General features: G+C 41.3%; 11 protein-coding genes. 5 read left to right on the forward strand and 6 right to left on the reverse strand.

The genetic code is table 11. From position 1 onward, the window contains the following. Positions 1–87 precede the first annotated feature (87 nt). On the forward strand, positions 88–870 hold the full coding sequence (locus AAEY93_RS09345; RefSeq protein ID WP_124012432.1) for a bactofilin family protein: 783 nt from the start codon (positions 88–90) through the stop codon (positions 868–870). A gap of 148 nt (positions 871–1018) precedes the next feature. Here the strand turns inward: AAEY93_RS09345 and AAEY93_RS09350 are convergent, their stop codons facing one another. The 3 genes from AAEY93_RS09350 to AAEY93_RS09360 form a co-directional block, all read right to left on the reverse strand. Next, positions 1019–1936 carry a L,D-transpeptidase family protein gene (locus tag AAEY93_RS09350; RefSeq protein ID WP_101034210.1) on the reverse strand — a complete coding sequence of 306 codons (918 nt, stop codon included), beginning with the start codon at positions 1934–1936 and terminating at the stop codon, positions 1019–1021. Between the two features lie 152 nt (positions 1937–2088). Beyond that, entirely contained in the window at positions 2089–3639 is a 1551-nt protein-coding gene (gene norR, locus AAEY93_RS09355; protein ID WP_351076350.1) for a nitric oxide reductase transcriptional regulator NorR, read from the reverse strand. A 145-nt stretch (positions 3640–3784) separates the two neighbouring features. Continuing rightward, entirely contained in the window at positions 3785–6073 is a 2289-nt protein-coding gene (locus tag AAEY93_RS09360; RefSeq protein ID WP_351076353.1) for a nitric-oxide reductase large subunit, read from the reverse strand. A gap of 438 nt (positions 6074–6511) precedes the next feature. On the opposite strand from AAEY93_RS09360, the gene slyA reads away from it, so the two are divergent. The 4 genes from slyA (at position 6512) to AAEY93_RS09380 (ending at position 10544) form a co-directional block, all read left to right on the forward strand. Then, positions 6512–6991: a transcriptional regulator SlyA gene (gene slyA, locus AAEY93_RS09365; protein WP_124012429.1), complete on the forward strand. Its 480-nt coding sequence runs from the start codon at positions 6512–6514 to the stop codon at positions 6989–6991. 1 nt (position 6992) lies between these two features. Continuing rightward, positions 6993–8051, forward strand: coding sequence for an HlyD family secretion protein (locus tag AAEY93_RS09370; protein WP_101034214.1), 1059 nt, complete (start codon positions 6993–6995; stop codon positions 8049–8051). A 143-nt stretch (positions 8052–8194) separates the two neighbouring features. Then, complete coding sequence (locus AAEY93_RS09375; protein ID WP_351076357.1) at positions 8195–9220, forward strand: DUF2955 domain-containing protein; 1026 nt, start codon at positions 8195–8197, stop codon at positions 9218–9220. Between the two features lie 436 nt (positions 9221–9656). Next, complete coding sequence (locus AAEY93_RS09380) at positions 9657–10544, forward strand: tetratricopeptide repeat protein (RefSeq protein ID WP_124012427.1); 888 nt, start codon at positions 9657–9659, stop codon at positions 10542–10544. A gap of 234 nt (positions 10545–10778) precedes the next feature. Here AAEY93_RS09380 and AAEY93_RS09385 read toward each other — a convergent pair whose 3' ends face one another. The 3 genes from AAEY93_RS09385 to AAEY93_RS09395 all read right to left on the reverse strand — a co-directional run bounded on the left by AAEY93_RS09385 (position 10779) and on the right by AAEY93_RS09395 (position 12327). Then, entirely contained in the window at positions 10779–10994 is a 216-nt protein-coding gene (locus tag AAEY93_RS09385) for a TIGR02450 family Trp-rich protein (RefSeq protein ID WP_124012426.1), read from the reverse strand. 94 nt (positions 10995–11088) lie between these two features. After that, positions 11089–11694 carry an HAD family hydrolase gene (locus tag AAEY93_RS09390; protein ID WP_124012425.1) on the reverse strand — a complete coding sequence of 202 codons (606 nt, stop codon included), beginning with the start codon at positions 11692–11694 and terminating at the stop codon, positions 11089–11091. Positions 11695–11718: 24 nt separating this feature from the next. Then, positions 11719–12327 (reverse strand): CIA30 family protein, encoded by a 609-nt coding sequence (locus tag AAEY93_RS09395; protein WP_124012424.1) that lies wholly within the window; start codon positions 12325–12327, stop codon positions 11719–11721. Between the last annotated feature and the right edge of the window lie 282 nt (positions 12328–12609).

Consider the following 12609-nt stretch of genomic DNA (forward strand, 5'->3'; position numbering starts at 1 on the left):
ATTTCCTTTAAGCTCTCGTGACAAAAAATAACAAATCATTAACTCTGAGCATTAACCCTGAGCATTAATCCTAACAAGGACCTAGAAATGAATAATAAAAATAAGGGGATGACCTATATTGGTGCCGATATGGCATTGGAAGGCGATGTCCGCATCCAAGGCCCTGCCATTGTCGCAGGCCAAACTAAAGGTACCATTAATTCAACTGATCAAATAAAAATTGAGCTGGGTGGTGTGGTTGAAGGTGACGTTTTTTGTCAAGAGATGCGTGTCTCGGGTTTATTTAAAGGCAAATTACATTGTAATAAGTTAGTCATTGTCAGCTCGGGCATTGTTGAAGGTGAGGTGTCGAGCCATCAAATGGAAATTTATGATGGTGGCCAATTTATCGGTATGCGCACCAAGGGACCCGATGCGTTGGGGTTACCTCAAGCTGACGAACCAACATCAGATCAACCGTCATATCAACATTCACATCAATCGAGTGCCGTTACTGCAGCCCATTCACCTTTTTATGCCCGTAAAAAATTCACTTACGCGGCAGTTGCTGCCATCGTGATTATTGCTGGCGTAGTATTACAGCCCACAATCAGTTTGGCGCTAGATAATGACCAAGCGCTATCTTTTGATATCACTCAAGCTAACGTGGCGCAATATCTGCAACCAACATCGAGTGTCACAGAAGACTCTGCGGAATTGGCTAAGCAGAGCGAAGCGTTAATCAATGTAGATCAAACTGACTTAAACATGTCCATGGAAGATTTACCTGCGTTAACGAAAACCACTGAGGCACTCGGTGATAGTCAGAATGTGAATGATAACGATAATGTAGAGCAGAGCGGGTCGACCATAAGCACACCTGATAAGTAACCTCATCTCTTATCCGGAGTTGAGGTTAAGTCATAATTTTTGCTATCAAGCTTATAAAAAATGGCTTTGTTAATCACAGTGTTTACTGAATTAACAAAGCCATTGTTGTTATGTCTGCAGAAATCCAAACACCTTTATGGGTTAATGCTTACGGATTAATCCGAGTTGGCATTCCGGTGCGTTGTTCAAGCAAACGCTTTAATGTGAATGAGTCAGTGTCTGGGTGAGCAATAAAGCGAGTTATTTGCTTATCTAATAATAATGCCACGGGCTCTTGTGAATCAAATTCAGCTTGAGTGCGTGATAGTGGCTCATGCACTTCTAGATAACGGTTACCATCAGGCTCTTCAGTGGCTTTAATCGGTTGGTTAATAAACTCAACGCGAGTGCCAACAGGTATGCTGTTAAATAAATATTCAATGTCTTCATCACGCAAACGAACACAACCAGAACTTACCCGCAAACCAATACCAAACGTGGCATTAGTGCCATGAATAGCATATAAGTTACCCACATAGAGTGCGAATAAACCCATTGGGTTATCAGCGCCAGCAGGCCATACTGCCGGTAATGTTATCCCTTTTGCAGCGTAAGATTTACGAATGTTAACGGTGGGTGTCCAAGTTGGGTTTGCCCGTTTTCGTTGTATTGTTGTCACCCAATTTTCTGGGGTGTCTTTACCAATTTGACCAATACCGATAGGCAATACTTCAACAGTGTCTTTTCCTTTAGGGAAATAATATAAACGCATTTCAGCGCTGTTAATCACCACACCTTCATGCTTAGTGTTAGGTAGAATTAACTGATGTGGGATCAATAAAGTACTACCGACTTTTGGCAAAAATGGATCAACATCTGGGTTTGCTTCTAATAAGTTAGTTAACCCTAGCTGAAATTCTGAAGCAATTTGCTCTAGGGTTAGCTTTCCCTCAGGAACAACATAATATTGATTTTCACCCACTAAATTGCTGCCTTTGGCAGGTAGACGATATTCAACTGCTGCACAGGAAAAACTTAATATAATGGCAGTCGCTCCAATTAACGAAGCGCGTAACGAATTTATCATAAGGGTTATATCATTCCTAAAAACAGGCGTTAAGTTAGTCAGACTACAATATCTTACCAAGCATGACTATTTTGTACAGGTCATTTGTACAGATGATTAGGGCGCATCCTCACTTATTACGCCTAATAATTCAACTCATTTTTTCACTTTGGCTATTTTAATCCCAAGCGTTTAGCAAGCCGATGTAAGTTACCTGAGTCGATTTGCAATTGGCGTGCGGTTGCAGCCCAATTACTCCCTTGTTGGGTAAATATTTGTTGAATATATTGATTTTGAAACTGATCGGTTGCATCGCGTAAGCTTGTTTGTGGTAAAGAGGTTATCGACTGTTTAACCGTGAGTTTTTTGTATGAGAACGCAACAGAGTGCGAGGTATCTGCAAATTCAAAATGGCTATTTTTAATCATACACATGCCATCTTTTTGGCTTTGGGATTTGGCTAATACGGCGGCTCTATGGATAGCATGTTCAAGTTCTCGCACGTTACCAGGCCAATCATATTGTTCAAGTAATTGCAGTGATGCAGGTTCTAACCCTAAATGAGTTAAGTGTAACTGTTGGCGATAGCGCTCGATAAAAAAGCCTGCTAACAAGTGAATATCCTGCTGGCGCTCTCTTAGCGGTGGTACGACAATGGGAAACACGCTTAAGCGATGATATAAGTCGGCTCTAAATCGACCTGCTAATACTTCGCTTTTGAGATCTTTGTTGGTCGCGGCAATAATACGCACATCCACTTTTAGACTGCGATCATCGCCGACTTTCTGTAAATCTCCGAATTGTAGTACTCGCAGTAACTTGGCTTGCAAGTTAAGCGCGAGTTCACCAATTTCATCCAAAAATAATGTGCCTTTATCAGCCATTTCAAATTTGCCGCTACGATGACTAATGGCGCCAGTAAAGGCGCCTTTGACATGACCAAAGAGTTCACTTTCGGCAACGGATTCAGCCAGCGCGGCACAATTTAAATATACCAGGGGCTTATTGGCTCGCACTGAATGTTGATGGATAGCTTTAGCTATCAGCTCTTTACCCGTACCCGTTTCTCCTAAAATCAACACATTGAGTTCAGTTGCCGCGACCACATTAACTTCATTAAGCAGCGATAAAAGATTATCTGCTTGACCGATTATTTCGGTGTCTGGGTTAAGTTGTCCTGATGGTTTTGCGTCGGGGATTGTAAGGTTGCTCGCTTGTTTTTCAAGCTCATCAATCAGTAATGCATTGTTTAGAGACGCTGCCGCAATGGCGCTAAAACTGCGTAACTGATGATTACTGTATTGATCAAATTTATGGGGATCGATGGCATCAATGGTTAATGCGCCAATGAGTTGTTCATTGGCAAATAATGGTAGGCCAATACAGGCATGTACTTTTAAGTTACCTTCTACATTAGGAATTAAGCCATCGTAAGGATCGGCAAGTTCGCTGTCGGCAGGAAATCTTACGATATCACCCGCTCTGGCAATGGCTTCAAGCCTTGGGTGTTCGTTTAAAATAAACCGCCGCCCCAGTACATCAGCACTGAGTCCATCAATCGCCAAAGGGGTAAATTGATGACCTTGAAATGATAATAGCGCCGCCGCATCGCAATCGAGGGTTTCTCTTACTGTGGTGACTAAACGTGAAAAACGATCGCGATTAGACAAGTTAGCGGTAATATCAAGTGCGATACGGGTTAAGTCTGCTTGACTCAATGCCATGTCAAACTCCAGTTAACTACAGGGTGATGTCATTATGACAAGTGTGAATATAACAACAAGGGTAAAGAGCATAATCTTGATACAAAAAGGGGCCTCGATGGCCCCTTATATGATATTTATCAAAACATGTTTATCAATGTATAGCTTAGCTATTGGTTAATACGGCAGCTTGGTTAGCTTTTGCCCCTTTGCTGACGATAGCTTTCTTGATAAGGTCATATAAGAACGCCGCCATCAATAACCCACCAATACTGAAGATAATATCACCAAACATTCGCATCCAGACGAGGTTTTCAACCAAGTAGCTATGGATCACCGCTGGTGAACGGGCATACCAGTAGCCGTGGTCAATAACCGCAAAAAATTGCACGATACCCACAGGCAGTAGCGACATAAATACCATTGCCGCTAAACCAATATTGAGCGTCCAGAATGCCCCTTTAAGGTATTTGTGGTTCCATTGCATATTGCCAGTTAATCCACGAAGACAGAATAGCATTAGCCCTATGCCTAGCATGCCATACACTCCCATAAACGCAGCGTGAGCATGAGTTGCAGTGGTGTTTAAGCCTTGAATAAAGTACAACGAAATAGGCGGATTGATTAAGAAACCTAATACCCCAGCGCCAATCAAGTTCCAAAATGAAGTGGCCACAAAGAACATAATCGCCCAGTGATAACGTTCCATCCAAGGACTTGCTTTACGTAAGCGATAGGTTTCCATGGCTTCAAAACCAATTAACGCTAGCGGCACGACTTCAAGCGCCGAGAAGATAGCACCCCATGCAATGACAGAAGTTTGGGTACCGGTAAAGTATAAGTGATGTAAAGTACCGATTAAGCCGCCGGTTAAAAACACTACCGTTGAGAACAATACTGCACCATTGGCGCTGCGGGCACGGATAAGACCTAAGCGAACTAACATAAGCGCAATGACAGAGGTGGCAAATGTTTCAAAGAAGCCTTCAACCCACAAGTGCACCACCCACCAACGCCAGTATTCAGCAATCGCTAGGTTTGAGTGTTTGCCCATAAACAGGCCGGCACCGTAAAATAAGCCAATCGCGACACAAGAGGCATACAGAACCCAAATCACCGGTTGCATGTCGTTGCTGACTTTTAAGGCTGGACGCATTGATGCGGTCACTAACGCTAACCAAATTAATAAGCCCGCCAGCAATAACACTTGCCAAACGCGACCTAAATCAATGTATTCATATCCTTGGTGACCGAATAGGAAGTTCATGTCCAGATCAAAGTATTGTTGTACGCCAAGCCATTCACCGGCCATAGAACCGAGTACGATAACAACTAATGCGCCCCACAGAATGTTTACTCCTAAGCGTTGATACTTAGGCTCGTATCCTGATAGTGCTGGCGCGATATACAGCCCTGTGCCTAACCAAGCTGTGGCAATCCAAAATACCGCTAGTTGAGTATGCCAAGTACGAGTGACCGAGTATGGGAGTATTTCTGATAATGGGAAACCATAAAACTCTTGGCCTTCAACTGCGTAATGCGCGGTAATACCGCCCACTAATATTTGCAGTAAAAACAGGCCAATAGCGGTTACAAAATACTTGCCGACGGCTTTTTGTGATGGCGTCGGTTTGGTAAAAAATAATGGATCATCTTTGGCCGCTTCCGGTAATGCTTCTTCTTTGCAGCAGGCATGGTGCCAAATCAACATGGCAATACCTAAGATCAATGTCACCAAACTTAATACTGACCAAACAATGTTATCTGAAGTCGGTATATTGCCGATTTGGGGATCATACGGCCAGTTATTGGTGTAAGTGTACTCATAGCCAGGACGTTCGGTTACTGCTGCCCATGCTCCCCAAAAGAGAAAACCGTTTAATAATTCACGATGCTCGGCATCAGTGATGGTCCCTTCTTTCATGGCATATTGTTCGCGCAGTGATGACAGTGCTGGGTCGTCACCAAAGAGTGATAAATAGTGTTGACTGACTTCATTTATCGCAGCAATACGCACATTTGATAATGCGACATATGTATTGCCATCAGCGCCTTCAATGACAGTATTATGACGAATATCATTTCTGAGGCCTTGTTCTAAACCTGCCTGCTGCTCAGAATCAAGTTCAGCAAAATCGCGATTATAACGATCAATTGCGGTGATTGATAACCAAGCTTGTGCTTCACGGTGTAACCAATCAGCAGTCCAATCTGGTGCTACATACGACCCATGTCCCCAGATCGATCCCAATTGATGACCGCCCATAGAACGCCACACAAGTTGACCTTGTTCAATATCATCTTTGGTAAATATGGGTTGGCCACTGGTGTCAGTAAAAGCCGTTGGAATAGGGGGTTTTTCTCGATATATGCCACTGCCTAAACTGAGTAATACAGTGAAGGAAGCAACGAGCACGATTAGCAGTGCAATGCCGGTGAGTTTGTTTTTGCTCATAAATCCTCTTAGCGCAAAGTCATTTTGATACAGATAGCATGTAATAGCATAAGTCGTGCCAACTATTTTTAGTTAATTAAAGTATTGATATATATGTATATTAATTTAATCCCAATTGAATTAAATTGTCATTTAGACATTGTTTAATAATTGTAAATATGACACCGTTGTCATATTTACAATTATTAAATGTGATCATGGTCACCTTGTTTTATTACAAAGGGAGAATGGGTTGAACATGTCGAGTATGAATAGATAAAGCCGATGATAGGCATTTTAGGTCAGACTAATATTCAGTTGATTAATATTTTAAAGTCTATATATCAAGTATTTAGTTAATTTATTAAGCTTTTTTAACTTCAAGTAAGCAATTGAGCTATTTACTTAGCATGCTAACTAGTTATAATGCTTAGCAAGCTAACTAAATGGCAAGTTAATATGTATAACGAATTAGAACGACTAAAAGAGCTGCATCTTGCGGAGCAACTAGGAAGATTGCATCGATTATGGCGCACAGCCGCAGATGTTGAATTAATTCCACTAGGGTTAACTCATCCTCGTTGGACTGCATTATGGAAACTATTACGTTTGGGTGACGATGTGAGTCAAAAAGTGCTAGCCGATGCGTTAGAAATAGAGCTGCCATCGTTAATGCGTACCTTGGGTCAATTAGAAGCGCAAGGCTATATTAAAAGGCGTTGTTGCGAAAACGATAAGCGCGCTCGAATAGTGAGTTTGACACCGCAGGGGATCGACATTCTTAAACAAATAGAAACACGGATTATGCAAATTCGTGCTGAATTACTCAATGGCATTAGCAGTCAAGAATTAAGTGAGTTTGAACGTGTGATCAGTCTGATTAGTGATAATGCCATGGCTAAACTTGATCCGTCTGCCGACCCTTTTGGTGAGAAATAACATGACTCCAGATCAACAATTTGCCCGCCTCGTTAAGATAGCCATTTTGATGTTTGTTATGGTCTTCGGCTACTTTATGTTTGCTGATGCCGTTATCCCTTTAACCCCTCAAGCGATGGCGACCAGAATAGTGACAAAAGTCACCCCCCAAGTCAGTGGGAAAATAGCGACTATTGCCGTAGCCAATAATCAAGTGGTAAAAAAAGGCGATGTGTTATTTAAGATTGACTCAGTTCCTTACGAGCTTGCCGAAGAACAAGCACAGTTAGCACTGGAACAAGCAAAACAAGATAACGCTGAACTTGATGCTGCCTTATTAGCGGCCAAAGCAGATGTGCAAGCCAATAGATCCAATGCCAAACAAAAGCGCAGTGAGGCGAAGAGAATTGACTCTTTATTTTTGACTCACGGAGTGTCTCAACAACTTAACGATCAGACTGGCAGTGATGCGACGACTGCAGAGGCCAACTTACAGGCCTCCAATGCGCGCTTAGCAAAACTAAAAGTCAGTCGTGGTCGTTATGGTGATGGAAACTTAAAAGTTCGCCAAGCACAGAATCGCTTAGAGCAAGCTGAGTTGAATCTGTCATATACTCAAATTCGAGCCGATCAAAATGGTATCGTGACTAATTTACAGCTGCAGGTAGGTAGTTTTGCTTCTGTCGGTCAACCATTATTAGCATTAGTGTCGGATAAGGTTGATATCATTGCTGATTTTAGGGAAAAAAGTCTTCGCGGTATTGATATTGAGTCGAGTGCTTTTATTGCATTTGATGGCGAACCTGGACGTTTATATCGTGCGCAAGTGAGTTCAATTGATGCTGGAGTCAGCGCCGGACAGTTTGAAGCGAATGGTCGTTTGGCGGCACCACAAGAATCTGCTCGTTGGGTACGCAATGCTCAGCGCTTACGTTTACACCTTGAGCTTGACCAGCAAGCCGTTAATCTACTGCCAGCAGGCGCGCGTGCCACTGTACAATTAGTGCCCAATAGTGGTTTGCTTGGCTTTATTGCCAAGGTGCAAATTAAGGTCATTAGTGTGCTGCACTATATTTATTAAATGACATCTTACATTTAATCAGTATTTCTCTAATCCATAACAATGGCTGACTTTCTCTTTGGTGGTTGCTTTTTTTAGCAAACGCATCAATCAGGATGAGTTCTTTATTGTGGAATATTTTCCCCGACGCGTAGGTATTTCAGATGTTGTTACGCCATAGTCCTTTGACTAAAAACGATTTACGTCAATGCTTGCGCATTGCAACAGGCGCAACGCTAGGGTTTGCGATTTGTAAGTTTTTCGACCTAAGTTATGGGGTGTTTTTTACCGTAACCCCAATGCTATTACTCGGACTTGTGCCCGTGATGAATGCGCATGCGATGCGTCAACTGTTGGCATCATCGGTCATGGCTGGGATTGAGGTCGGTATTCTAGGTGGTTTATTTGGTTCTCACCCAGGGATGATATTGCCCATCGTTTTTGGGCTTTTTTTGTATCGATTTGCGGCAATGTCACGTGGAAGCTTGTTTTTATTCGGTGCTAATGGGGTGATCAGCTTAAGTATTATGCTGCACTTTGCCAGTTATCCGAGTATGGATATTAACAATCTTATTTTTAGCAATTTTTGGGCGACGGCAGCGTCGGTGATCATTGCTTATGCCATGACCGCCCTATGGCCCGATGTTGAACCTCGCTCGCCAATGGCAGCCGTGGTTAAAGCGCCTAACCGTATGCGCCACGAAGCTTTGTTGGGGGCATCAATTGCCACCGCATCATTTTTGGTATTTCAGGTGTTTAATTTACAAGATTCCATGTCAGCCCAAGCCACCACTTTGTTATTGTTATTCCCAATGCATTGGAATGGCGCACTCGGTTACGCCCGAAAACGGGCTATCGGCACCTTGTTTGGGGTAACATTTGGGTTGCTGGTGCAAGGATTACTTTATGATTGGTCTGGGTTACTTATTTTTGTTATACCACTATTGTGGATAGGCCTTATGTTATTTAGCCAAGTGCATGTGAGAGAGGCGAGTGGTTCAGGAGTAGGGTTTGGCGCTATGACGACCTTAGGTATTTTGTTTGGTCAGTACTTAACCCCCCAAAATGATCTGATTTTTAGTGCTTTATACCGTGTGAGTAGCATTTTGGTTGCGATAGTAGCGACATTATTATTGTGTTATCTAATGCATCGTTTATTGAATCAATTTGCAGCGACTCGATTTGGGTGAACAATTGATGTGTGCGGTAAATCGATCTAATTTGCTTATTTGCTTATTTGCTTATTTGCTTACCGATATTTATCAACAGTGGGCTTACTTCTATTGCGATAGGTAAGTGGTTATTAAAGTATTAGACTGCTTTTGAAGAATAATGTGCTTATTAACTGACAATATTAGATATTAGATATTAGATATTAGATATTAGATATTAAGTATTAAGTATTAGGTATTAGGTATTAGGTATTAGATATTAGATATTAGATATTAGGTATTAAGTATTAGGTATTAGATATTAGATATTAGATATTAGGTATTAAGTATTAAGTATTAAGTATTAAGTATTAAGTATTAGATATTAGGTACGGTTAGTTTTATAGACATAATTACTATATACATTCGGTATATAAATGCTAATAGTAATGAATCGTATATAAAAGGATTTAACATGATGACAAAAAATACTATTATTTTTAGCTTAATATTAAGCTTTCTCGCTTTCGCTCCATTTAAAAGCCAAGCAAACCAATTGCCTGAGTGCAGTACATCCGAATGTGTCGAATACTTTAAAGCCTATCGTATTTTAACTAAACGAGGTCACTCCTCAGCGATGGGCATGTTAGGTGAGTTTTACTATGTTGGTTATGGTACTGATAAAGATATAGACATAGCATTAAAATGGTATCGTCGCGCAGGTAAATATGGCGTTATGGATGCCAAATACAAAGCGGGTGTATTGTACTTACAAGATACGCATTTAAAAGATATTGACGAAGGCGTTGAATATTTAGAGTACGCATCAAAGAGAGGGCATGGACAGTCTTCGTATTTGTTAGGCAAAATGTATTTAGGTGGTGGTATGGTAGAGCAAGATTTGGCGCGTGCAGATCAATATCTTGCTAGAGCTTATGAAGAAAAAAATTTTGCAGCCAGAAATTATGGACAAGAACTTTACTTACATGAATCAACTAAAAAATTACCACTCAGAAAACTTTACGATTTAATTTCAAAAGATGTTGTCACCTTAACCCCAGAGCAAACTGGTTCAAATGAGCAAACTGCAGTGATCAATTTTCCTGAAGGTGAAATGGAAACCCTTGATGTGAAAATGGATACATTTGAAGGTATGTTTGGAACTCATATCGCCCAGTTAAACAATATGATCCCTGACACTTCAAAAGGCACTGGATCAAATATAGCAGGGCAGACATGTGCCACAATGTGGGGGTGTAGTAGTGAAGGCGACGGCGAACGTATCCAGGACGTCCTGTTATCTGATTGGGGCCTAGAAACACTTCAATTTAGGCTTGAAGGTTCAATATTTATTATCAATTAATAGCTGAGTACAAACTGGTTATTTTTGTTAGCAAGGCCAATGACAGAGCAATAGTGGGTTGTTGTAGTCAATGTCATAGTAAGCCGATCAACAAGCGGTTTGATAACCGTTTATTATCTTGAAATTCGTTAGATAAGGTTATGCTAACGCTAGTATAAAAAAGTGACTCATTGTGCTTAAGCAAGCGTCACTTTTTTATTTTCAAATCCCATAATGAATGTGTTTTACAGTAGATTATTGCCAGCCAATTTTCCACTGTTGCGGGTCTTTAAGATCGCGCCAGTCAATGACAAACTCTTGTGCATTCATTTCTGCACGGATAAGACATTCAACCACGTTTTGTTGTTCGTCATACTCGACTTTAGCGACAGTAAAATGCTTCAGCTTTTGAACCACGTTAACCTTGGTCCACTTACTATTAAGTAATTTTTTAGGATGAATTAGGTTCATATTCGTTCTCATGTTCACAGTATTTCGTTGCCCGTATTAACACTCATGTTATGACTCATACAGTAACTCATGGCGTACCTGATCAGTACTGGTGTTAGTCACTGTGAGAGTGACCAACTAATAACTGCTGCAATTGGCTTAGATCATTGATAATAATATCGGCCAAATGTTGATAAGTACTTTCAATCCCATGATTAATAAAACAGGCGATCATGCCAGCATTATTAGCCGCTTGAATGTCGTATAGGTAATCCCCCACATAGATAATATCTTGAGGGGCTATTTGCCATTGGGCTGCAATCGCCAGTAGAGCATCGGGTGCCGGTTTTGCTGGGTAATCTTCGCGGGTTAGCACGTGGTCGATAGCAATATTATTCTGTTTTACCTTTAATGCGCTTGCGGCAAGGCTGTTACGCGTTACGATGGCGATGGGTAATTTTGCCGCTTCAATGGCATTAATCAGCTCGGTCATTCCTTTGATGGGCTTGGCACTCAACGCATCTTGGTATTCATGATCTAGAATAATCTGCTTGGCATCGGCTTGAGTGGCTTTGCAGCTTAAGTCGTCGACATAGTTAAGTAAGTCTATGCCATCAGGGCAACCAATTTGCTGGCGAATTAAGCCGAAGTCTAAGCTGGACTCAACTAAGGTGCCGTCTAAGTCAAAAATAATGCCTTTTATTTGCATGGGTAAATTCAATGAATTCCTTTCTTTTCTCAATATTTATCGGTCAAACTGCATAGAGTGTAACTCAATTGCAAATGGACCTTGTTGTTTTTGTGCGACTAAAAATCCAACACGATTAATATCATTTAAATGTAATGTTGGTGCATTCGCGACTGCGCGTCCCCTAAAGCTGACCGTAAAATCTGCAGGGGTAAAAGCATGTTGAGTGAGTGTGTCTGCGCTAGTGGTAAAGTTAGCAACATAGGCTTCACCATAAGATAAATTCGGTGTTTTTAGCCGAATTTGATAGGTTTTTCCATCACCTTTAACCGCAATGACGAGTAATGATGCATCTGCAATTTGATGTAGTAGAGTCGACTCTATCGACGCAAAGCCGCCATTGTTTTCCAATGACACTGTGCCAGTAAATAATAACGCTTGCTGCGTAAGCTCAATTTGGCTTTGCGAGACGCCGCCCATCACAGTGTCATTATTGATGTTCCATTGTGTAAAGTGGCTCGGATCAGTAAAGTGAAATAGCATAGTGTCCTCACTTGCACTCCATACGGGTTGGCTAATTAATAATATAACCCCAACTGCAGCATGGATGCCTATTTGTATTATCCGGCTAATATGCCCGTTATGTGTATTGAGTAATGCCATCATATACTCCTGTAAATTATCGTTCGATAAACACTTACACTGTAGCAAACATTGCCGTAAAAAAAATGGCTTATCAGGGTGAGAGATAAGCCATAAAGGGTCATACGGATGATAATTGCATACAGTACATCGGGTGTCAGTCAATTGGGGATTTAGTGCATCAAATATTAGTGCATTAGGTGTTATTACATCAGGTGTTATCTAACGGTTTATCTGTTCATGCATTACGCAAGCGAGTTAATTTAGGTTCATTTATTTCTTAGTTTATTTAGTTTTTGTGGCTAT

This window comes from Shewanella sp. CAL98-MNA-CIBAN-0140 (genome assembly GCF_040309905.1).
In the GTDB taxonomy this organism is placed as follows: domain Bacteria; phylum Pseudomonadota; class Gammaproteobacteria; order Enterobacterales; family Shewanellaceae; genus Shewanella; species Shewanella psychromarinicola.